20 protein-coding genes are annotated in these 21,914 nt (G+C 47.7%); 15 read left to right on the forward strand and 5 right to left on the reverse strand.

Going from position 1 to position 21,914, the window contains the following annotated elements; genetic code table 11:
- Nucleotides 1–124 precede the first annotated feature (124 nt).
- Nucleotides 125–388, forward strand: a complete 264-nt coding sequence (locus HRU42_RS03910; protein WP_295029034.1) for a GIY-YIG nuclease family protein — start codon at nucleotides 125–127, stop codon at nucleotides 386–388.
- A 128-nt stretch (nucleotides 389–516) separates the two neighbouring features.
- Here HRU42_RS03910 and HRU42_RS03915 read toward each other — a convergent pair whose 3' ends face one another.
- Entirely contained in the window at nucleotides 517–1,272 is a 756-nt protein-coding gene (locus tag HRU42_RS03915) for a hypothetical protein (RefSeq protein WP_295029035.1), read from the reverse strand.
- A 314-nt stretch (nucleotides 1,273–1,586) separates the two neighbouring features.
- Between HRU42_RS03915 and HRU42_RS03920 the strand changes: the two genes are divergently transcribed.
- Nucleotides 1,587–2,381, forward strand: coding sequence for a bifunctional 2-polyprenyl-6-hydroxyphenol methylase/3-demethylubiquinol 3-O-methyltransferase UbiG (locus HRU42_RS03920; RefSeq protein ID WP_295029036.1), 795 nt, complete (start codon nucleotides 1,587–1,589; stop codon nucleotides 2,379–2,381).
- Between the two features lie 50 nt (nucleotides 2,382–2,431).
- Here the strand turns inward: HRU42_RS03920 and HRU42_RS03925 are convergent, their stop codons facing one another.
- A complete protein-coding gene (locus HRU42_RS03925) occupies nucleotides 2,432–4,279 on the reverse strand; it encodes a M14 family metallopeptidase (protein WP_295029037.1) in 1,848 nt (615 codons plus the stop codon).
- Nucleotides 4,280–5,139: 860 nt separating this feature from the next.
- Between HRU42_RS03925 and HRU42_RS03930 the strand changes: the two genes are divergently transcribed.
- Nucleotides 5,140–6,039 (forward strand): hypothetical protein, encoded by a 900-nt coding sequence (locus HRU42_RS03930; RefSeq protein WP_295029038.1) that lies wholly within the window; start codon nucleotides 5,140–5,142, stop codon nucleotides 6,037–6,039.
- A gap of 482 nt (nucleotides 6,040–6,521) precedes the next feature.
- Here the strand turns inward: HRU42_RS03930 and HRU42_RS03935 are convergent, their stop codons facing one another.
- From HRU42_RS03935 to hslR, 3 genes are all read right to left on the reverse strand, one after another.
- Nucleotides 6,522–8,063 (reverse strand): phosphoenolpyruvate carboxykinase, encoded by a 1,542-nt coding sequence (locus tag HRU42_RS03935; RefSeq protein WP_295029039.1) that lies wholly within the window; start codon nucleotides 8,061–8,063, stop codon nucleotides 6,522–6,524.
- Nucleotides 8,064–8,297: 234 nt separating this feature from the next.
- Nucleotides 8,298–9,161, reverse strand: coding sequence for an Hsp33 family molecular chaperone HslO (gene hslO / locus HRU42_RS03940; protein WP_295029040.1), 864 nt, complete (start codon nucleotides 9,159–9,161; stop codon nucleotides 8,298–8,300).
- Between the two features lie 109 nt (nucleotides 9,162–9,270).
- Complete coding sequence (gene hslR, locus HRU42_RS03945) at nucleotides 9,271–9,669, reverse strand: ribosome-associated heat shock protein Hsp15 (protein WP_295029041.1); 399 nt, start codon at nucleotides 9,667–9,669, stop codon at nucleotides 9,271–9,273.
- A gap of 281 nt (nucleotides 9,670–9,950) precedes the next feature.
- Between hslR and gspC the strand changes: the two genes are divergently transcribed.
- The 12 genes from gspC to HRU42_RS04005 all read left to right on the forward strand — a co-directional run bounded on the left by gspC (nucleotide 9,951) and on the right by HRU42_RS04005 (nucleotide 21,831).
- Nucleotides 9,951–10,859 carry a type II secretion system protein GspC gene (gene gspC / locus HRU42_RS03950; RefSeq protein ID WP_295029042.1) on the forward strand — a complete coding sequence of 303 codons (909 nt, stop codon included), beginning with the start codon at nucleotides 9,951–9,953 and terminating at the stop codon, nucleotides 10,857–10,859.
- Nucleotides 10,860–10,958: 99 nt separating this feature from the next.
- Complete coding sequence (gene gspD / locus HRU42_RS03955) at nucleotides 10,959–13,088, forward strand: type II secretion system secretin GspD (protein WP_295029043.1); 2,130 nt, start codon at nucleotides 10,959–10,961, stop codon at nucleotides 13,086–13,088.
- Nucleotides 13,081–14,652, forward strand: coding sequence for a type II secretion system ATPase GspE (gspE, locus tag HRU42_RS03960; protein WP_295029044.1), 1,572 nt, complete (start codon nucleotides 13,081–13,083; stop codon nucleotides 14,650–14,652). Before gspD ends, gspE begins: the two co-directional genes overlap by 8 nt.
- Nucleotides 14,653–14,725: 73 nt before the next feature.
- The gene (gspF, locus tag HRU42_RS03965) at nucleotides 14,726–15,949 is read left to right on the forward strand and encodes a type II secretion system inner membrane protein GspF (RefSeq protein ID WP_295029045.1); all 1,224 of its coding nucleotides are present in this window, start codon (nucleotides 14,726–14,728) and stop codon (nucleotides 15,947–15,949) included.
- 106 nt (nucleotides 15,950–16,055) lie between these two features.
- Nucleotides 16,056–16,490 carry a type II secretion system major pseudopilin GspG gene (gene gspG, locus HRU42_RS03970; protein WP_295029046.1) on the forward strand — a complete coding sequence of 145 codons (435 nt, stop codon included), beginning with the start codon at nucleotides 16,056–16,058 and terminating at the stop codon, nucleotides 16,488–16,490.
- A gap of 82 nt (nucleotides 16,491–16,572) precedes the next feature.
- Nucleotides 16,573–17,169, forward strand: a complete 597-nt coding sequence (gene gspH, locus HRU42_RS03975; protein WP_295029047.1) for a type II secretion system minor pseudopilin GspH — start codon at nucleotides 16,573–16,575, stop codon at nucleotides 17,167–17,169.
- A complete protein-coding gene (gene gspI / locus HRU42_RS03980) occupies nucleotides 17,147–17,548 on the forward strand; it encodes a type II secretion system minor pseudopilin GspI (protein WP_295029068.1) in 402 nt (133 codons plus the stop codon). The genes gspH and gspI overlap by 23 nt, the downstream gene beginning before the upstream one ends.
- On the forward strand, nucleotides 17,529–18,197 hold the full coding sequence (gene gspJ / locus HRU42_RS03985) for a type II secretion system minor pseudopilin GspJ (protein WP_295029048.1): 669 nt from the start codon (nucleotides 17,529–17,531) through the stop codon (nucleotides 18,195–18,197). Before gspI ends, gspJ begins: the two co-directional genes overlap by 20 nt.
- Before the next feature lie 76 nt (nucleotides 18,198–18,273).
- Nucleotides 18,274–19,275 carry a type II secretion system minor pseudopilin GspK gene (gene gspK / locus HRU42_RS03990; RefSeq protein ID WP_295029049.1) on the forward strand — a complete coding sequence of 334 codons (1,002 nt, stop codon included), beginning with the start codon at nucleotides 18,274–18,276 and terminating at the stop codon, nucleotides 19,273–19,275.
- Nucleotides 19,276–19,372: 97 nt separating this feature from the next.
- A complete protein-coding gene (gspL, locus tag HRU42_RS03995) occupies nucleotides 19,373–20,566 on the forward strand; it encodes a type II secretion system protein GspL (protein WP_295029050.1) in 1,194 nt (397 codons plus the stop codon).
- Nucleotide 20,567: 1 nt separating this feature from the next.
- Nucleotides 20,568–21,044 carry a type II secretion system protein M gene (locus HRU42_RS04000; protein WP_295029051.1) on the forward strand — a complete coding sequence of 159 codons (477 nt, stop codon included), beginning with the start codon at nucleotides 20,568–20,570 and terminating at the stop codon, nucleotides 21,042–21,044.
- 25 nt (nucleotides 21,045–21,069) lie between these two features.
- Nucleotides 21,070–21,831 carry a type II secretion system protein N gene (locus HRU42_RS04005; protein WP_295029052.1) on the forward strand — a complete coding sequence of 254 codons (762 nt, stop codon included), beginning with the start codon at nucleotides 21,070–21,072 and terminating at the stop codon, nucleotides 21,829–21,831.
- The last annotated feature ends 83 nt before the right edge of the window (nucleotides 21,832–21,914 follow it).

Below are 21,914 nucleotides of genomic sequence, written 5' to 3' on the forward strand. Positions count from 1 at the left end.
CTAGGTGCTAGGTGCTAGGTGCTAGGTGCTAGGTGCTAGGTGCTAGGTGATATGACCCCGGTAAAGTGGACTCGGGGTCTTATTTCTGGGGTCCACATCTTGATTTAATTGTTATGGAGTTGTTGTGGCTGAGTCTAATTGGAAGCTATACATGATCCGCTGCGGCAATGGTCACCTCTATACCGGAGTGACCACAGACATAGAGCGCCGCTTGAAGGAGCATCAAGGAGGCGGAAAAAAGGCGGCTAAATTCCTTCGAGGTAAGGGACCGCTATCGCTGGCGTATACCGAAAATGTCGGCAATCGTTCTGAAGCGTTGAAGCGAGAGATTAGCGTTAAGAAATTATCTAGGCAACAGAAACTCCTCATGATTGCTGAGGCTGTCTGATAAATTGAGCTAGGTGAACACGTTGAACTGAGTTGGAATATAGCGTTCTGTGCGGGGTGGGCAGCGACTCATGAAATTGCAAAGTCGCTGCGCCGGGAAGTCTGTTAATTCAGTGGTTACTAGCGCTGTTACTGCATGCTGACCTGGCCATCTATCTTGTCGAAACTCAAGTTGCCGGAGCCGGCTTCGAGGATCGTCAGTCCCTTAGTATTGACCACTTCAATACCACCTGAGCCATCTTCTATGGTGACTCGACCTTGAATGTCTTTGATCGACATGTCACCAGATCCATCTGTGATACTGACATCACCATTAACCTTGCTGATATCTATCGAGCCTGAACCATCGTTGAGCTCGATATTACCCTGCACATTCGACAGAATTATGGAGCCAGAGCCATCTTGTATAGTTAGATCTCTGCCCCCTTGGATCTCTATGCTACCCGAGCCATCCTCAAGCTTGATATTGGCATCTATACCAGAGAGCTTGATACTGCCTGAGCCGTCATCGATATCTAATGTCATTTTAGCTGGAATCTTGATAACGAGATCTATGTATGGAGAGTTTCCTGAGCCAAATCTCGGGCCAAACTCGGCAACCAGGTAGGCTGTGTTACCTTTTTGAGTTAGAGACAAGTTCGGTTCCATCTCTTCATAGGTGTAGATATCGGCCTCGAGTATGATATTTGTAAGCCCATCGACCCCAATTATCTCCAGTGAACCGGCTCCCGTATTGGCGACCATAGCGTTGAGCCCGTTAGCATCGAGTTGCATCACCTGTTGACTGTGTTCCAGCGGCTCCATGCTGGCGCCATTGACGTTAATAATGCATCCTGATAGGGATAGGGCAAAAATAGAAGCGAGTACTGTTGGGCGAAAAGTCATGTTTCTGTTCCTTTGAAATCTATTATGTGTGGTTAAGGCTTAAGTTTTTCTTCTTGTACGCATTAAGTCATTACCATTGCGGTCTCTATTACCACTCTCTTTGCAGTGTTTATTAAGCAGTGTTTATGCCAATATCGCATCTGCATGTTTTATATGGTTATTTTTTGCGTGTTGGGCGGTATCTGTTAAAGTGTTAACCTTAATGCGTGACTTGTGAGTTTTTAGACCAGCAATGTGGTGAATTTCATCACCACTTTTATGAGTGCTATAAATCTAGCCACTCACTATGGATAGAAGATAAATAAGGGAGAGCAATGGACTACTTAGCAATCAATAAATCTGCATGGAATAAGCGTACTCACACCCATGTGGCCTCAAAGTTTTATGATGTAGCAGGTTTCCTATTGGGTAAGTGTGCCCTGCAAGAGATTGAGCTCAGTGAGCTTGAGGTGCAAGGCAAGAGTCTGCTTCACCTTCAATGCCATTTTGGCTTGGATACCTTGTCCTGGGCCAGAAAGGGCGCCCAAGTCACAGGCATAGATCTCTCGTCTACGGCAATCGAAAAGGCCCAAGCGCTTACATTACAGGCGGGTCTAGAAGCTGAGTTTATCTGTACTGATGTTTATGGCACAGCAGATAAAGTGTCTAAGCAGTACGATATCGTGTTTACGTCTTATGGCGCCCTATGTTGGTTACCGGATCTGGATCTGTGGGCCCAAGTCGTCAGCGATTGCCTCAAGTCCGGCGGTCAGTTTTATATGGTTGAGTTTCATCCATTGGAAGCCTTGTTCGATGGCTATAGCTATTTTTCTCAGGCTGAGCCAGATGTCGATGAAGAGGGTACCTATACAGAGAACTGCTCTGGTGAGAAAGACACCCTGATCACTTGGCCGCATTCTATCGCAGATATTATCAATGCCTTGCTCCGCACCGGACTCAGACTCGAGCACTATAATGAGTTCGACTTTAGCCCCTATAACTGTTTCGAGGGCCTGGTCGAAGAAGTTCATGTTCAGGCATCCGGTGAGCGAGTACTAAGATATGTTATGCAGCACAAACAGCAGCGTGTGCCCTTGAGCTATTCAATTTCGGCCAAGAAACCGACCTAAGGTTATGCCAGCCGGATAGTATCTACAGCCCGATTGGCATAACTTCAGCGTTATTTTGCTCTCAATACCGGGTATTTTTGGTATTGGTTATCATAATATGGGCTTCTCTGATAGAACCAGCGCAGGCGTGCCTTAGGATCTGCCGCGAACGCCTCATCTTTGAGGGCCTTGTCGAAGGCGAGTTGTAGTTTAGGGTCATGCTCGAGCATCTGAGCCGCCAGCGGCTCTACGGCATAGTTCTCTATATATTCGGTGCGGGTGAAGATGGGATTAAAAAAGCCCCACTGCAGCAATGAATCCGGTGATTGGGGCTCGAGTAGCAAGATAGCCAGATCGCCCAAGGGCTGGTGGGTATCGATTCTTACCGTGCCGCTAGGCAGCTTGGCCTCGACAGACTCGAGTTTCGCATCGGCTTTCACCGTCTGTCTGGCTTCATAATCTTTGATCCTGAACTTAGGATTGCTCAGCTGATACTGCTGCAGAGTCATCTCTGTTGGCTGTTGTAGTCTCGTCATGCGGATGCCGTGAATGCGTAAACGTTCGATTACTTCAGTCCATTGCGGGGGAATGTAATAAGCACTGGGCCGAGTCACGCTGATGTCCGGCACGGTATTGCTCATCACAGGCAGGTTAGGATAAAGCTTAGGCACGCCGTTCCAGCGGACAACTTCATTGCCGCTGATCGGGCTGACTTCCATGCGATATTCTATGCCTTTAAAGTCCCAGCCCTGCGCTTGCTGCGCCTCTTTCCAGGTGAGGGTGACTCTCGCCGGATAGCTGAATTTATCTTGCTTGATGGCTGAGGTTAACTTGGTGGCCTGTTGGCCGAGGATTTTCAGTGTCGCTTCGAGCATCACATAGGTCCCTAGTACTCGCTGCTTGTAGGGCTTAAGGCTGTGATTTTCTATCAAGATGGTCGGCAGGTGTCTGGCATCACCGTAACCATTGGAATAACGTGGACTGGGGTTCCAAAGCGACATGCCTTGTGTGATATCTGTGTTATCTATGGCGAATATCAAGGGGCCGGGGATATGGCCTTGGCGAGTGAGGGCCGACTCGATGGCGGGACGGTAGCTTTGCTCTAACCAGGCATAACTCGCAGGGCTGAGTCCCTGTGGCAGATTATAGCCAAATGTCACATCATACTGATAGTCGATGCCATCGGTGACATGTACATCGATATAGAGGGAGGGCTGCCAGTCGTTGATGGCTTGTAGCATATGCTGCATCTCTAAGGCATCGGCCTTGGCATAATCTCGGTTCAGATTAAGGTTGTTAGCCGTTGTACGCCAGCCCATATTGACCGGACCGCGTTGGTTGACGCGATTGTATTGGCTTGAACGCTCGTGCCCATCGACACTGAAAATAGGCACAAACAACAAGTTGGCATTATCGAGTAGTGCACCTTTATTACCCAGAACGATATCGCGCAGTAACATCATGCCGGCGTCTTTACCGTCTATTTCACCCGAGTGAATACCCGCCTGAACCAGCACGCTGGGCTTGCCGTTTTCGGCTAAGGCCGCCGGAGAATCTGCACCGTTTGCCGATGCCACTATCATCCAGATATCTCGGCCTTGTGGGCTCTTACCTAGGCTGACCTTGTGCAACTTATCTGTTTGGGCTATGAGTTTATCTAACCAGGCAAACGTGTCGGCATAACTCGGGCTGGTCTTGAGGCCGTTTTGCTCGAAGGGGGTCGCCCATGGATCATCGGCGCTATGAAGCAGAGCTTCACTCTTGCCATGCCATTCGATACTGGGTGGCAGGATGTTATCATTGATATAAGTATTAGCGATTTGGGGAGCGGCGAGCTGAAACGCTATTTCATCGTTAGCGATAACGGAGGAACTGGCGAGGCTAACCAAGATGGCGGCTGATAAGTGCTTGAAACGCATGTTAGGTACTCAATATTGATCTTATTATCGATTGCGTATATTTCATTAAAATTGTAATGAATACAAGGTGAATGTTAAAATTTTACCGCTTTGATTTTGGCCTGGAATGAAGGCCTGTATATTTTATGATGTGGCTCATTTATGTTGAGTAAGGATATTGAAGGTCGAAGCTTCATGGTTATCTATTACCGGCCCGACGGGGGGATGTAGATACTTCGCTATATAACTTGCCTGCTAGAAAATTGAAAGTAGCCATTGGGTAGTGTGATTGAAGATCGTACCTTCATTGTTATCTATCACCTGCCGTGGGCTTATCATGCAAATACTTCTGCGAACCGCCGCAAGCACTTCCCTGTGGGCTCTGCCAAAACAAACAACATCCATGTTTAACGGCCAGCTCGGCATCCCTATCTCTCGTTCGGAGAGTATCACTTCGTGATACCTCACCCTGTTTTGGAAGCTCGCAGCCGCACCTACACTGGATATTATAATCTCTTCGATTTACGCTCAAAGAAGCTGGGTGGCTTTTGCTGTTAGTTTTTGCTCTTCTCCGTACTCTCTGTGATGGTATCTATATCAAGAAGCCAGTTCGACATCGTGTCTCTCGTTCGAAAGTTTGTAACTATCGTTACTCTCACCCTTCGTGGTGTATAGCTTCTACAAAGAAAGATCGCACCTGTAGCAGTAAGTCATTGAAGTTTGGTGCATTAAAATCGTGTTTGTATGTGTTGCCTGAATTAAAAATAGTTTTATGCTTACGTCTCAGTAGCTAACGACAACTGCTAATGATAAATTACTGATTAATGAGAAAAGCAAACCGCGCATGCACAAAATACTAATGTTAAGTGCTAGGGGTAAATTTGAATATCGAACAAGTTAAACAAAGAATCGATTTACTGGATCACTTTGATTACTCACTAGCTTTATTTGAGTCAAACTACAAAGAATTAATGTCAGTAATTGATTACATGTGCGATGAAAAGGTTGGTTTAGAGCTGTTTGCAATAGTAAACCGCTGGAAGTTGTATGAATGTCAGAAGCACTTAGGGTTTAAACTGCATAATTATATTTGTGCAGCAAAGTCTTTAGTTGATCACTCTAGAGTCTTATATCGGAGAGTGTATGAAAAGCAATCAATAAAATTCGATGACTATGAATCTGAAGTTAAAGCTAGATTTGATAACAATTCACTCAGTAAGTTTGTTGAGTTTTTACGAACTTACGCTCAGCATGAAAAATTACCTGCCATTAGCTCGGGGTTTAGCTTTGATTCTCAATCCGATGAGGGGTTTATTTTTACTGTCTCCTTAGATTCTAGTGAATTGCTTAAATCTAGCTCAATTAAATCTTTAGCAAAAAAATACATACGAGAACAAGATGATGGTATCGATATCAAATTGGTTCTTTCTACTTATCATAAACAAGTATGTGATTTTTATGATTGGGTTAAAGAAAGGCAAAATGAAATACACTACGAAGATTTACGAGCTCTGAACAAGGAATATGTCAAAGAGCGTAAGTTAGCTATCGAACGTTTCGTATCATCATTCTCACCGCTGGGGCATAGAGGTTCTGTAAAGGAGCTGTTATATGATGTTTTGTCTATCGATGACTATAAGCATCTTGAACAATTCAATGAAAATGAATCAATGTGGTTAGAGCAAGCTTTATCTATAATCGAATTGGAAGTGAATGGAGTGATCCCTTTTAAAATAAAAGAGAACCTTCGTGAGCAATGTGCAGTTGAAGATCGTATTTAACAAGCTGCTGCACCCTGACTGGATACACTTGTTGCGTTTTGCAAAAAAATCAGCAAAAACAACTCCAATTTACTCGCTGGTGAACAAGGGCGTTGAAGATAATTAGCGTATTTAGACTGCAACTTATTCAAGATACCAATACAGCTTAAATCGAAGAGATGAATAATTTAGTGTAAGTGAGCTCGAAGGCTTCGGTTTCAGGGATGAAACCGCAGAGCGTATAGGGACATATTCATAGCGTACTGAGAAATTACTTGCACATACGCTTGCTGCAGGCAATAAACACAATAGAAGCTTTGGTACTTAGCTAGCAACAAAATATCAAAACCGTACAATGAAACCAGATTAAATGAGTATGTGCTACTTGTTATTCGATAGCATAAATAAAATATCAGGCATAAAAAATCCCAGATCAGTCAAAGCTAAACTGGGATTAATCGGCAAAACTATCAGATCACAAATAACCTAATAGAAAGACCGTATTAAGCATTCGGTCCGGCATGCTTAATCGAATCCGCTACCTGATACTTCTCGAAGTTGGCGGTGAAGCTCTCTGCCAGTTTCTGGGCATATTCGGCATATAGTGCCTTATCTTCCCAGGTATTGACTGGGTTGAGTAGCCTAGTCTCGACGCCTGGAATGGCGACAGGAATGGTAAGGTTAAGCTTTTCTAAGTACACAGTATCTATATCTTTGAGCCCACCACTGACAATCGCATCTACGATAGCGCGAGTCGTCGGAATGTCGAAACGGCTACCGACACCATGTGGACCGCCAGTCCAACCAGTGTTGACCAGATATACCTGGCTGCCGAATGATTCGATGCGCTGCATCAGCAGTTCGGCATAGACACCGGCAGGACGGGGGAAGAAAGGTGCGCCGAAACAGGTGGAGAAGGTCGACTGAATCGCGGCGCTGGAACCCATCTCGGTCGAGCCAACCTTAGCGGTATAACCCGATAGGAAGTGATAAGCGGCTTGTTCTTTGGTCAGGAGCGACACTGGTGGTAGCACGCCTGAGACATCACAGGTTAAGAAGACTACTGCGTGTGGCTCGGCGCCACGGTTCTCTTCTTTTCTGAGGTCAATATGCTCGAGCGGGTAGGCCGCACGGCTATTTTCTGTCAGTGTCGAGTTGCTGTAGTCCGGCACACGGTTCTCATCCATGACCACGTTTTCCAGTACGGTACCGAAGCGGATTGCGTCCCAGATCACCGGCTCATTCTTCTGGCTCAGATCGATACACTTAGCGTAACAGCCGCCTTCGATATTAAATACCCCGCCTGGTGCCCAACCGTGCTCGTCATCGCCGATCAAGAAACGCTTAGGATCGGCCGACAGTGTCGTCTTACCTGTGCCCGACAGGCCGAAAAATAATGTGGTGTCGCCGTCTCTGCCTACGTTAGCCGAGCAATGCATCGGCAATACGCCCTTGGCTGGCAGCAGGAAGTTTTGTACCGAGAACATGGACTTCTTCATCTCACCGGCATACTTAAGGCCGGCAAGCAGCACCTTACGTTCGGCAAAGTTTAAGATAACGGTCGCATTAGAATATGTGCCATCACGCACAGGATCACAGACAAATCCAGGAGCATTGATGATCTGCCAGACTGGCTTATCTGCGGCATTGAACTCTTCAGGGACGATAAATAGGTTGCGGGCAAATAGCTGATGCCATGCCGTTTCTGTGGTGACTTGTATTGGCAGGTAATGCTCAGGGTCTGCACCGACTTCTAGCTCAGAAATAAACAGTTCTTTATCGGCCAGATAGGCTTCGACTCTCTGCCATAGGGCGGCAAATTTAGCTGGTTCGAAAGGCTTGTTCACTGGGCCCCAATCGATATCGGCTGCTGAACTTGGCTCTTTGACGATAAAGCGATCATTAGGTGAACGGCCTGTGCGTTCCCCTGTTTTTACGACTAACGCGCCATTGGCTGTGAGTTCACCTTCGCCGCGGGCAAGGGCTAGCTCGATGAGTTGTGCGGTCGTAGGGTTATGGTGAGTTAGTTTTGATCCATCCGCCATTGTTAAATCTCCATGTGTGAGGTCGGAATTCAGGTGCCAGTCTTTGCCGGCTTTTTCCTTTATATAGAAAATTATTTATTATATATAAGCGACTTAATGCGCTTGAACTCGATTGTAACGTAAGCGGAAATGAATGTGTGAGTAAGATCGATTTTTTGACAAAAAAAGAAAAAGAGGACGCTCGAAGGTGTCCTCTGGTATCTGGTATCTGGTATTTAGTATGCTAGATACAGGCTACTGCTTAGCGGCGGGAGCCTGTGCATGGCTGAAGATAGCTTGGATATCGATGGAGTCGAAGCTGTAGTTGGTATTGCAATACTCACAGCCCATGTCTACTTTACCTTGCTCGTTGATGATGGCATCGATTTCTGTTTTAGGGACAGTGCGAATAGCCTGAGCACTGCGTTCTCTCGAACAGGTACAGGAGAAGGTGACTTGGATCGGGTCAAAAAGGCGTACTTCTTCTTGATGGTAGAGACGATGAAGTACCTCTTCAGCTTCAAGAGAAAAAAGTTCTTCTTCCTTTACCGTGGCAGTCAGTTGCTCTAAATGTTCAAACTCGACGTTATGATCACCTTCGCTAGGCAGTACTTGCAACAGCATGCCAGCAGCTTGTTGGCCATTGGCGAATAGATTGATCGAAGTGGGTAGTTGCTCAGACTGAGCAAAGTATTCTTCGAGGCAGGCTGCTAAGCTGCTCTTGTCTAGTGCAACGACACCTTGATAGCGTTCACCATCGGTAGGCGTCAGAGTGATCACCATATGGCCTTTATTGCCGAATAGTTGCTGCAGATCGGCGTCTTGCTTCAAGTCACCATTCCAGCGAGCCACACCACGTAGCTGTTGTAGGTTGTTACCATTGATAACGGCAAGTGAGACCGCGCCGTCACCTTGAAGTTGTATACTGATATCACCATCGAATTTCAGTGTCGCGGTAAGTAGAGATGTTGCCGCCATAAGCTCACCTAGAAGGTGCTGGATCCGTACTGGATATTTGTGGGCAGACAAAATCTCTTGATAACTCTTCTCGAGTTGTACTAATTCGCCACGAACGTCTGCATTTTCAAATAGGTAGCGGTGTAAATTATCTTTACTCATCTCAATCTCACAATTACATTACTTCTGAAACCGAACTATCGGCGTCAATTAAATAGGTATATGGTGCCGGGAGGCCATTTTTTCAACGCTTAGGTCGATTTAAAGTGCATTAGCCTGCTTTAAAGCGAATCAGCTGGCGTCGCTGCTTCTTGTCTGGTTTATGATCCGGTGCGGGATTGTTGAGTACATTCAACCGCCTTGCCTCGGCATATGTCTCTCGTTTGGCTAGGCTTGCGGGGGTTTCCTGGTATAGAGTTTGCGCAATAATGGCTTTTTGTCGCTGTTCAGACAGTTTTTTGATGACTATTTCTTTTTCGTCATGCCCCTGTCTTAATTTTATTACAGCATCTAACTCAGCCATCTTACTCGACTTGGTTCGTTGGCCGTTATAATGGACCTTGCCGCCGTTGATCATCTCTTTGGCGATGGCACGTGTCTTATAAAAGCGGGCGGCCCAAAGCCACTTATCCAGTCGGACCGAGCTTGCGGGGTCGAGGGACTTGGTCATTGAGTCTCCGTGGTGTAACAACTAGTGGCTATTTTAAGGGCGGGTGAGGTCTCATGCTGGGTAATAAAATGCTTTTAAAGCTCGCTAATCACCTAAGATCACGATCGGCTTCACACCGTTTGAAGGCGAGTAAAGTTAACATAATTAGCCCATCGTAGCCAATTATGCCGCTGTTGTAAGCTTGTTGCGCTTGTTGCGCTCCACAGTGTAGGTTAGCATGAGTCAGAATTTACTAATTATTATAATCAGAACAGAGACCTGCATAGAGGGTCCACATAAATATGGATATATTAGATAAAGTTATTGCCAAGGCCGCAGGTATACCACATAAGCCTTTGAGTTCAGCTACTTTTTGGCTTTTTCTCGTGCTTGTAATTTACCTATTAGCTCAGATCACCTGGAAAATTATCCCAGTAGCGGATGGAGCTCAAACCTGGCGCCCAACGCCTGTCAGCAGTCGTTCCAAAAGCGATGTAAATATTGGCGAACTGCAACAATTAGCGCTTTTTGGTAGGTTGGATTCTAATGCCTCTAGGCCTAAGGTTGAGACGGTAGTCGAGATGATCACAGATGCACCAAAAACCTCTCTATCCATACAGTTAACGGGTGTGGTCGCCTCGACCATACAGCAGAAAGGGCTAGCGGTTATAGCCTCAAGCGGCTCGCAGAATACCTATGGTTTAGGGGATAAGATTAAAGGAACATCTGCATCACTTAAAGAGGTCTATGCCGATCGCATCATCATTACCAATTCGGGTCGTTATGAGACCTTGATGCTCGATGGTCTGAAATATGAAACTAACAGTCAGGCTAATAAGCAACTTCAACAAGCCAAGTCGGTAAGAAAGATAGATCAGCGTAAAAATAAGCAGGTAGCTCAAGAGATCAAGCGCTCCCGTGAGGAACTATTGGCCGATCCGAGTAAAATTACCGATTTTTTATCCATATCTCCCGTTCGCCGCAACGGCGAGTTGAGTGGTTACCGTTTGAATCCGGGGAAGAACAGGGAACTGTTTAAGCAGGCAGGATTTAAAGCCAACGATCTTGCTAAGTCTATGAACGGTTATGATCTAACTTCAATGAGCCAGTCGATGGAAGTGATGGCTCAATTATCTGAATTAACTGAAATATCTCTTATGGTCGAAAGAGATGGGCAGCTAATCGAGATCATGTTCAGTTTGCCGGAATAATTAAAAATTAGAGGGTGAGACTAATACCTGGTCCTCACTCCACATCAGTATTTGTTTGAGCCTTATGGGCGAACTAATGGATTTATGGGAAGTAACATAATGAATAAGAAGTTTTTTCGCAGAAAATTAATTGCAGCCATGGTGATGGGAGCGTCTCTTTTAGCTCCTCAACTTGCCTGGTCTGAGCAGTATGCGGCTAATTTTAAAGGGACGGATATTCAGGAGTTTATCAATATTGTTGGTAAAAATTTGAATCGTACCATTATCGTCGACCCCACGGTTCGCGGTAAGATCAATGTCCGCAGCTATGATCTTCTCGATGATGAACAATATTATCAATTCTTCCTCAATGTGCTTCAGGTCTATGGTTATGCCGTCGTGGAGATGGATAACAACATCATCAAGGTGATTAAAGATAAGGATGCTAAAACAGCATCGATTCGCGTCGCCGATGACGATGCTCCCGGTGTCGGCGATGAGATGGTGACTCGCATCGTCGCCCTATACAACACCGAAGCGAAACAACTCGCTCCCCTGCTGCGTCAGCTTAATGATAATGCCGGTGGCGGTAACGTAGTTAATTATGATCCATCGAATGTCTTGATGATTTCTGGTCGCGCAGCCGTAGTCAATAAGTTGGTCGAGATAGTTCGCCGCGTCGATAAGCAAGGTGATACCGAAGTGCAGGTGGTACCACTGAAATTTGCATCGGCGGGTGAGATAGTTCGTATCATCGAGACCTTAAATCGTGTCACAGGTAACAAGTCTCAGTCGGGCCAGGTTCCTAAGGTGGTTGCCGATGAGCGTATGAATGCCGTGATTGTCAGCGGTGACGATAAGGGTCGTAAACGTGTGATCGATTTGATCAAGAAGCTAGATGCGGAGCAGGCCAGCACAGGTAATACCAAGGTTCGCTATCTGAGATACGCCAATGCAGAAGATCTTGTCGAAGTATTGATGGGTTTTGCCGATCAGATTTCCAGCGATCAAGATGGTGGCAAGGCGGGTGGCAGCAAGCGCCGTAAAGATATCAATATCATGGCCCATGCCGAGACGAACGCCCTGGTGATCACGGCGCAGCCAGATCAGATGCGCACCATAGATAGCGTGATCAATCAGCTGGATATTCGCCGCGCTCAGGTATTGGTCGAGGCGATTATCGTCGAAGTGGCCGAGGGTGATGATGTCGGCTTCGGTATCCAATGGGCAACATCGGCTGGCGGTGGAACCCAGTTCAATAACTTAGGCCCGACCATAGGTGAGGTCGGTGCCGGTGTCTGGTTAGCGAAGGATCAGAAGGCGTCACAGACTTGTAATATCGAAACGGGTCAGTGTACCGATAATCCGGATACTCCCGGTGATATTACCGTGCTGGCCCAAGCATTAGGCAAGATTAACGGCATGGCCTGGGGTGTAGCCATGGGTGATTTCGGTGCCTTGATCCAAGCGGTATCGAGCGATACCAAGTCAAACGTATTAGCGACGCCATCTATCACTACCTTAGATAACCAGGAAGCCTCATTCATCGTCGGTGACGAGGTGCCTATCTTAACCGGTAGTCAGAGTTCGAGTAACGGCAACGAGAATCCCTTCACCACGGTGGAACGTAAAGAAGTGGGGGTCAAGTTGAAAGTGATCCCGCAGATTAACGAAGGCACCTCAGTTAAACTGACGATTGAGCAGGAAGTCTCGGGTATCAATGGCAGGACTGCCGTCGATGTCACCTTCGCGACTCGCCGTTTGACGACCACTGTGATGGCGGATTCGGGGCAGATCGTCGTCTTGGGTGGTCTTATCAACGAGGAAGTACAGGAGAGTGTGCAGAAGGTGCCTTTCCTCGGTGACCTGCCGATCATCGGTCACCTGTTTAGGTCTTCATCGAGCAGTAAGAAGAAGAAGAACCTGATGATATTCATCAAGGCAACCATTATTCGTGATGGCATCATCATGGAAGGCATAGCGGGTCGCAAGTACAACTACTTCCGTGCGTTGCAGTTAGAGCAGCAAGATCGAGGCATTAACCTGATGCCCAATACCGATGTGCCGATACTCGATGAGTGGGATCAGTCCGAATATCTGCCGCCTGAGGTGAGGGATATTCTGGAGCGTTATAAAGAGGGCAAAGGTCTGGAGACCAAAATGCGCGAGACAGACCCTGCCCTTAAGAGCATCTCCGAGAGCAAAGAAAAAGACAAGCCTCTGGATACGGAAGATGATGGCGATGAGTAATACTCAACCCCCTCAGGGTGATGAGTTGGCGTTAGTGTCTGACGAGGTTAGGCGCGACGCTGAAATAGACAGTGACGAGGAGTTTCGTTCCGATAGTAGAGAACGCTTGCCCTTCGCTTTCTCCCATCGTTTCGATGTGGTGATAGATACCGGTGTCGATGCAGCTCTGACCTTGTATCATACCGCCGCAACCCCCCTGGCTGCTCTGCTCGAAGTCAGACGCTATACGGGGCGTGAACTGCCCTTAGTACAGCTGCTGCCTGTTGAGTTTGAGGCGAGATTGACTCAGACTTATCAGGCTAACTCTTCCGAGGCACAGCAGTTGATGGAAGATATTGGCAATGAGATGGACTTGTACACATTAGCCGAAGAGTTACCTCAAACAGAGGACCTGCTCGAAGGGGATGACGATGCGCCTATCATCAAATTGATCAATGCCTTGCTATCGGAAGCGATCAAGGAGGAAGCCTCAGATATTCATATCGAGACCTATGAGAAGCAGCTGGTTGTCCGTTTTCGCGTCGATGGCATGCTCAAAGAGGTGCTCAAGCCCAATCGCAAACTCTCATCTTTACTGGTTTCCCGTATCAAGGTGATGGCACGTCTGGATATCGCCGAGAAGCGCGTTCCTCAAGATGGCCGGATCTCACTGCGAATAGGCGGCCGCGCCGTCGATGTGCGTGTGTCGACCATGCCGTCGAGTCACGGCGAGCGTGTGGTATTGCGTCTGCTGGATAAAAATACCGGCAACTTAGACCTCATTCAGCTTGGTATGACCGAACAGATCCGTATTCAATTCGATGAACTTATCCGTAAGCCACACGGCATTATCTTGGTGACAGGGCCCACTGGGTCGGGTAAGAGTACAACGCTATATGCGGGCCTGAGCGAACTGAATTCGAAAGAAACCAATATTCTTACGGTTGAAGATCCTATCGAATATGAACTTGAGGGGGTAGGTCAAACTCAGGTAAATACTAAGGTCGATATGACCTTTGCTCGCGGCTTGCGTGCAATTTTGCGCCAAGATCCCGATGTGGTGATGATAGGAGAGATCCGTGACCTGGAGACGGCGCAGATTGCCGTGCAGGCATCATTAACGGGTCACATGGTGTTATCGACGCTGCACACCAATAGCGCATCGGGTTCAATCACTCGATTACAGGACATGGGCGTGGAGCCTTTCCTGGTGTCGTCGAGTCTGTTGGGCGTGCTGGCCCAACGCCTGATCCGTACCTTATGCTCCGAGTGTAAATCTGAACATGTGCCGGATCGCAGTGAACGTAAATTACTGGGTATGAGTGCAGACGATCAAGGCGTCATATATCGCGCCGAAGGCTGTAAGTCTTGTGGCAATAATGGCTATCGCGGTAGAACGGGTATCCATGAACTGCTTATCGTCACCGACGAGGTACGTGAACTCATCCATACTGGACGTGGTGAATTGGCCATCGAAAAGCTTATTCGTCAAACCACACCTAGCATTCGTCATGATGGCATGAGTAAGGTGCTGATTGGAAAAACTACCCTCGAAGAGGTGTTACGCGTTACTCGCGAGGAATAATTCATGCCTGTATTTGAGTGTTTGTTTATAAATAAATTAGCTAGGCCGCTATGGGAAGCTATGGAGGTTTTCTATGCCGGCATTTGAATATAAGGCGTTAGATAAGCAAGGCAAACAGCAGAAAGGCGTGATCGAGGCTGATACCGCCCGCCATGCTCGTGGCCAGCTAAGAGATAAGCGCTTGATGCCATTAGAGATTAAGCCGGTTATCGAGAAGGCATCTAAGGCTAACTCCGCAGGCAAGAGTCTGTTTCAGCGGGGGATATCCGTGGCAGAACTCGCGCTGCTCACGCGTCAAATTGCCACTCTGGTCGCGGCGGGGTTACCGATCGAGGAGGCATTGCAAGCGGTTGGTCAGCAGTGCGAGAAAGATCGTCTGGCTAGCATGATCATGGCGGTGCGTTCCCGTGTGGTCGAAGGTTATAGCCTGGCCGATTCTCTGGCCGAATTCCCCCATATTTTCGATGATCTCTATCGTGCCATGGTGGCATCGGGCGAAAAGTCGGGTCATCTCGAGGTGGTGCTGAACCGCTTGGCCGACTACACCGAGCGCAGGCAGCAATTGAAAAGCAAGATGACCCAGGCGATGATCTATCCCGTTGTGTTAACCGTTGTCGCCATCGGCGTTATCGCGATCCTATTGGCCGCGGTAGTGCCTCAGGTCGTTGGCCAGTTCGAACATATGGGCCAGCAGTTGCCCTGGACGACTCAATTACTGATCCTATCGTCAGACTTTGTCAGAGATTATGGAGTGCTTGTCTTAGGTATGATGGTCGCTGGGTTTGTGTTGTTTAAACGCCTACTGACTAAACCTAAATACCGGATGAAGTTTGATTCATTATTGCTTAAGTTACCTGTTATTAGCAGGATCAGTAAGGGACTCAACACGGCGCGTTTTGCTCGGACCTTGAGCATCTTAGCGGCGAGCTCTGTGCCATTACTGGATGCGATGCGAATTGCCAGCGAGGTGTTGATTAATGTCAAGGTCAGGGCCGCGGTGGAAGACGCCACGGCGCGTGTGCGTGAAGGCACCAGTTTAGGTGCAGCATTGACCAATACCAAACTTTTCCCGCCCATGATGCTCTATATGATCACCTCGGGTGAGAAGAGCGGCCAATTAGAGCAGATGCTTGAACGAGCTGCGGATAATCAGGACAGAGAATTCGAGTCGAATGTCACCATAGCACTGGGGATATTTGAGCCTATGCTGGTTGTTAGCATGGCTAGCGTAGTGTTATTTATCGTCTTGGCTATTCTGCAACCAATCTTAGAGCTCAATAATATGGTCAGTGGTTAAGTTTAGGATTAATCGTACAATAGTGTTATCAGTAAATAAGCGTTTCGTTTTTCATTTTCTCTGAGGCTAACTAGAGGCTCAGAGCGTTTTTAAGAGGATGTTGTTCATGCAAACAAAAAATAAGCAGAAAGGTTTTACCCTACTCGAAGTGATGGTCGTTATCGTGATCTTAGGGATTCTAGCTTCTATGGTTGTTCCCAATCTGATGGGAAACAAGGATAAGGCCGATCAACAGAAAGCGGTTTCAGATATCGTCGCCTTAGAGAATGCCTTAGACATGTATCGTTTGGACAACAGCATCTATCCAACGACCGAACAGGGTCTGGATGCCTTAGTACAACAACCCAATAGTTCACCTGAGCCGCGTAACTATCGTGAAGATGGCTATGTGAAGCGTTTACCACAAGATCCATGGAGAAATGATTACTTGCTACTGAGCCCAGGTGAAAATGGCAAGCTTGATATCTTCAGCATGGGTCCAGATGGCCAAGCGGGCACAGATGATGATATCGGTAACTGGAATCTACAGAACTTCCAGTAAGAACTGATAATCATATGAAATTATTGAGTGCATCATGGATATGCCTGCATATTCCAGACTCTCCTCACTACGGGGTTAGCCGATGAAGCAATTACGCCAGCAAGGTTTCACCTTGATGGAAGTGCTCTTAGTGGTGCTCTTGATGGGCTTGGCTGCTTCGGCTGTGACCATGACCATGGGCGGCGCCGATGGTAAGAAACAACTCGAGAGAGCGGCCCTGCAGTTTATGGCCGCTACCGAGATGGTACTCGATGAGACTGTGCTCAGCGGTCACTTCATCGGTATCGTGATCGAAAAAACCAGTTATAAATATGTTTTCTACGATGAGGGTAAATGGAAGTCATTAGATAGGGATCGTATTTTGGCCGAACGGCAGATGAAAGAAGGGGTTGAGATAAGCCTGGTCTTGGATGGTCTACCTCTGGTGCAGGAAGATGAAGAGCAAGATTCCTGGTTCGACGAGCCCTTCATAGACGAGAAGACCGCAGAGGAGAAAAAGAAGTTTCCTGAGCCGCAGATCTTGTTATTCCCCAGTGGTGAGATGAGTGCGTTCGAGATGACCTTTTTTAGTGTAGATGAGCAAGGTAACGACATTGAAGCCTCTGTGATTGGTGATTCGCTCGGACGCTTATCTCTGGGGAGAGACGATGAGTTCGATGGCGGTGACTATGGGCACTAATAGCATCAAGAGAGCCAAAGCCAAAGGCATGACCTTGTTGGAGGTCATAGTGGCCCTGGCGGTGTTTTCCATCGCTGCGGTATCAATTACTAAGAGCCTGGGGGATCAGATCGCCAACATGCCCATCTTAGAAGAGCGTACCTATGCCCAATGGGTGGCTAATAATGTGATGGTCGATGCCAGATTGGACGCTAAGTTCCCAGAAATAGGCAAGAAAGACGGCGAAATGGAGCTTGCCGGCCGTGATTGGTATTGGCGAAAAGAGATAGTAAAAACTTCAGATGACAAGTTCCGCATGATACGTGTCAGTGTCAGCAATGATGCTCGTTATAAACGTATTGTTGCCCAGGTGAGCAGTTATGTATTCGATCAACAATAGCCGCAATAGGGGCTTCACCTTACTCGAGATGTTGATCGCTATCGCTATCTTCGCCATGATCGGCTTGGCGGCAAATGCGGTATTGAGTACGGTGATTAAAAACGATGAAGTCACCAAAGAGTTTTCCACCAAGTTAAGGGCGATGCAGCAAGGCTTTGGTGCATTAGAGCGTGACTTAGGCCAGATGGTGGCCAGGACACCAAGATTGTTGGAAGGTAGCCGCGGCAGCACAGTATTTCAAACCGGCACCGATATTTTGGATTCAGAATCAGAGGCCTTGGTCTTCTTCCGCTTGGGCTGGCTCAATCCGGATGGGATCTTGCCCCGTGGCAGCATACAGTCGGTGGCGTACGTGGTCATAGACGGTGCCCTCGAGCGTTGGTATTACCCATACCCTGAGCCAGGATTTGGCGCAGATCCGATAAAAACCCTAGTGATGCGAGGGGTGATATCGGTGCAGTACTCCTTCTTTATGGAAGACAAGTGGGAACGTAAGGTCGATGGTACTAAGTTGCCCAAGGCGATAGCCATGGAGATCGAATTAGAGGGTTTAGGCAAGATTCAACGTAAATTTTTACTGCCCTTAGGCGCGTCACACGCAGCAAATAATGATAGCGGCGGTGGTAATAACAAGGGCGGTGGCAGCTAATGGTTGAAAATTTAATGGTTAAGGCTCAATTAGCCCATGGCGAGCTGAACCCGTCATTACCCGGGGCGATAAGCTAATGAATCAGCTTGCAGCCAAACAGCGTGGCGTCGCGCTTATCGTGGTCTTATTGATCGTCGCCATGGTGGCAATTATCGCCACCAACATTAATAGCCGTAATCAGCTATCTGTGCGTCGCACCCTCAATTTGACCGAGTATAATCAGGCATTCTGGTATGCCATTTCCGCCGAAGAGTTAGCTAAAAAAGTACTCAAGCAAGATTTCGAAGACGCGGATGATACGGTACATCTACAGCAATATTGGGCCCAGGCCGATGTGGTATTCCCCGCAGACAATGGCGAGATTGGCGGCACAATTTCAGATTTACAGTCTTGCTTCAACCTCAATGCCTTGTCGGTCGAGAGTGACAAGGGAGCCGGAGGTAATGGCCAGCCGAAATTACCACTGGCGGCGGTGCAATATAAAGGTTTACTGGTTGCATTGGGCATGGATGATTTCGGCGCCGAGCGGATAACCCATACCCTAAAAGATTATATCGATGAGGATACTACGGCTAGCCCATTTGGCGCCGAAGATGCAGATTATGAATCCCGGGCCGTGCCGTACCGTGCGGCTAATACCTTGATGAATCATCGTAGTGAGTTGCGAGCCGTGTTGGGATATACACAAGATGTCTATCTCAAGTTACTGCCTTATATCTGTGTGATACCCGGTAATAATACCCAGGTATTGAATGTGAATACCATAGAGGTTGAGCAGGCCGCGCTGCTTGCGGGCATGTTTGATAATAAGATCTCTGTGGGGGAGGCTGAAAGCATCATCAATCAGCGCCCCGGAGGCGGATTTGAGAAGCTTGAGGATTTTACCGAGATCTCTTCTATTGCCAGCCTGATCACCGCGGATGCGGCGTTAAAAACCAGCTTCGATGTCACATCAAAGTATTTCAAGTTGGAGGCGGGGGCGAAAGTTGAGAGTGCCACCTTCCGGCTAGAGAGTGTGCTGCAGATGAATGGATCTAAGATAGAGGTATTGACTCGTCAATTTGGTGGGCAGAAATAATCCTGACGATAGCGAGTATCGTCGGTGAGCTTAATAAAAATAGCATAACCTTGTCTGAATCCGTGTTGGTAAGGGATGAGGTTAGTGGAGAATAAATTTGAGTGAAAGACTATTTATCCGCTTAGGAACAAGTCAGGAGCAAGGCTGCTCATGGCTGGTTTGGTCTGAGCTGGAGCAGGAAATTATAGGGTCTGGTGAGCTTAAAAATGCTCAGGCATTGGCTAGCCTGACTGAGCGAGCCGGCAATCGCCCCGTCGATGTCCTGGTTCCTTCGTCGGCGATAACCTTGACCCAGGTAGAGTTGCCCGAGAAGGGGCAGCGTCAAGCGATCCAAGCATTACCTTTCATGTTGGAAGAGAACCTAGCTGAAAATGTTGATGATCTGCATTTTGTCACCGGCCCTCGTGAGGGCGAGCACCTCAGCGTGGCTGTGGTTGCCCATGAGCAGATGCAAACCTGGCTAACCTGGCTCAGTGATGCGGGTTTAAAACCTAAGCGTATCGTCCCCGATTGTCTGGCATTACCCCTGCAGGAGTGTCAGTGGGCGGCGATTAAATTTAATCAGGAATATTTACTCCGCACCGGTGCCGGAGTCGGAGTGAGTCTGAGTGAAGACTGGCTGAACATGGTCTTGCCAAGGCTACTTCCTGCGGATAGCGAGGCCATGGTCACCGTCGCTGGCTATAGCGAGTTGAATTTAGCCGGTACTCAGGTTCAGCCACAAGAACTCGAGCTTCCTATGCTGGTGCTGGCTAAAGGGATCTTATCGGCGCCGATTAACCTACTATCCGGCAGCTATACTCCTAAACGTGAATATGGCAAACACATACAGATTTGGCGCAATGCAGCCATTGTCATCGTGGTTGCCCTGGTGCTATCCCTGGTGAATAAAGGGCTCAACATTCACCAGATGAATACCGAGCAGGCGCGTCTGCAGCAGCAGAGCGAGACTATTTTTAAGCAAGCCGTACCTGGAACCTCACGTATAGTAAATCTTAGATCTCAAATGGACAGGCATCTCAGGAACATGCAGGGCAGCGGAGGTGGCAGTGAGTTTTTCTCTATGCTTGAAGGCTTAGAGGAGGCATTTACTCAGGTGCCTGAGTTAAAGCCAACTACGCTACGTTTCGATAGTGGCCGCAATGAGCTGCGTATGCAGGTGACCGCCAAGAGCTATGCCCAAGTGGAACAGTTTAAGGAGATTGTTTCTCGCTCATATAGGTTGGATTCGGGTGCGATGAACAGCGGTGAAGATTCAGTTACCAGCACATTGACCTTGAGGAGTAAGTAGCATGGAAAATGTGAAACTATGGTGGAACGGTCTCATCTTACGTGAGAAGCAGCTCGTCGGCGTCTGTGGTGTATTTCTCATTATTGCTTTTCTCTATTGGGGGATCTGGACGCCGATATCGAATGCAGAAATTGAGGCCGAAAGAGGCTTACAGGCACAACAGACGACCCTTAATTTTGTTAAGCAGACGGCAAATAAGATAGCCGGTCTCAAGGAGAGTGGTAATAAAGCCAGTTTCAGGGGGAGCCTGAGTGCGGCTGTGAATCAGAGTGCGGGGGCGTTTGGCCTGGAGATCACTCGTATGCAGCCTCAGGGGGAGAAAATTCAAATCTGGATGGATGATGTCCCTTTCGATGCATTACTCGGCTACCTCAACGAGCTGGTACAAGAGAAGGGACTATCCTTAGAAAGCATAGATTTAGCAGAGTCTGATACGGCAGGTTTAGTGCGTGTTCGTCGTATTCAATTGTCGCAGTAATGATCGTTTTTATTAAGGTGTAGTAGTGAATTTAACTAAAAAAATTATTATCGGCGTGTGCATCTATCTGGTATTTTTGCTGGCCTTGTTACCTGCAAGTGTGGTGATAACGCTGGCGCCTCTGCCTAATAATATCAACTTGAGTGGTGTTTCTGGTTCAATATGGTCGGGAAGTATCGAGTCGCTAACAATACAAGGTAGGCAATTAGAACAGGTTCAGTGGCAGTTGAGCCCCTGGGGTTTGTTGCTGGGTCAGGCCAAGATAGATCTGGTCATAGGTAATCGTGGCTCGACGGTTAACGGTAAAGGATTAATCATTGTTTCCATGAGCGGAATCGATGCGCAAGGCCTGAGATTCGAGGCGCCGACTAGCTTCCTGTTAGGCAATAATCGCCTACCTTTCCGCACTAAAGTCGGTGGCGATATCAGCTTGTTTATCGAACACCTCGAACAAGGGGCCCCTTGGTGTGAACAGTTAAATGGTAAGCTGTTTATCAATAGTGCCCGGGTCAAAAACCAGTTCGGCAACTATCCTCTTGGAGACATAGAGCTAGGCCTGAGCTGTGTCGATGGCAATGTGAAGGTGCAATCAGATGAGACTATGAATCAGTTAGGCTTTAGCGGCACTCTGGTGCTGCAGGCCGAGAAGGTGGTCCAGCTCAGCGCTAAGATAAAAGAGACAGCCGCACAACCGGAAGATCTGCAGCAGGCATTGGTTTTCCTGGGTAAGAAAGACAGCCAAGGTTATTATCCGATCAGTTATCAAGGCCGGATCCCCGGATTCTAACGAATACCAGTCCCAATAAGAGTCATAGATTGGGTTACATGAAAAAGGCACCAAGTGGTGCCTTTTTCATGTCTGCGGCTAAG

This window comes from Shewanella sp., from assembly GCF_013214165.1.
Classification (GTDB): domain Bacteria; phylum Pseudomonadota; class Gammaproteobacteria; order Enterobacterales; family Shewanellaceae; genus Shewanella.

Bases quoted from the DNA above. Each gene is read 5' to 3' on its own strand.
- gspG (WP_295029046.1), top strand. From the start codon at position 16,056: ATGCAAACAAAAAATAAGCAGAAAGGTTTTACCCTACTCGAAGTGATG.
- gspC (WP_295029042.1), top strand. From the start codon at position 9,951: ATGGATATATTAGATAAAGTTATTGCCAAGGCCGCAGGTATACCACAT.
- gspK (WP_295029049.1), top strand. From the start codon at position 18,274: ATGAATCAGCTTGCAGCCAAACAGCGTGGCGTCGCGCTTATCGTGGTC.
- gspH (WP_295029047.1), top strand. From the start codon at position 16,573: ATGAAGCAATTACGCCAGCAAGGTTTCACCTTGATGGAAGTGCTCTTA.
- HRU42_RS03925 (WP_295029037.1), bottom strand. From the start codon at position 4,279: ATGCGTTTCAAGCACTTATCAGCCGCCATCTTGGTTAGCCTCGCCAGT.
- HRU42_RS03920 (WP_295029036.1), top strand. From the start codon at position 1,587: ATGGACTACTTAGCAATCAATAAATCTGCATGGAATAAGCGTACTCAC.
- gspF (WP_295029045.1), top strand. From the start codon at position 14,726: ATGCCGGCATTTGAATATAAGGCGTTAGATAAGCAAGGCAAACAGCAG.
- HRU42_RS04000 (WP_295029051.1), top strand. From the start codon at position 20,568: ATGGAAAATGTGAAACTATGGTGGAACGGTCTCATCTTACGTGAGAAG.
- HRU42_RS03935 (WP_295029039.1), bottom strand. From the start codon at position 8,063: ATGGCGGATGGATCAAAACTAACTCACCATAACCCTACGACCGCACAA.
- hslO (WP_295029040.1), bottom strand. From the start codon at position 9,161: ATGAGTAAAGATAATTTACACCGCTACCTATTTGAAAATGCAGACGTT.
- gspI (WP_295029068.1), top strand. From the start codon at position 17,147: ATGGCGGTGACTATGGGCACTAATAGCATCAAGAGAGCCAAAGCCAAA.
- gspE (WP_295029044.1), top strand. From the start codon at position 13,081: ATGAGTAATACTCAACCCCCTCAGGGTGATGAGTTGGCGTTAGTGTCT.
- hslR (WP_295029041.1), bottom strand. From the start codon at position 9,669: ATGACCAAGTCCCTCGACCCCGCAAGCTCGGTCCGACTGGATAAGTGG.
- gspJ (WP_295029048.1), top strand. From the start codon at position 17,529: ATGTATTCGATCAACAATAGCCGCAATAGGGGCTTCACCTTACTCGAG.
- HRU42_RS03915 (WP_295029035.1), bottom strand. From the start codon at position 1,272: ATGACTTTTCGCCCAACAGTACTCGCTTCTATTTTTGCCCTATCCCTA.
- gspD (WP_295029043.1), top strand. From the start codon at position 10,959: ATGAATAAGAAGTTTTTTCGCAGAAAATTAATTGCAGCCATGGTGATG.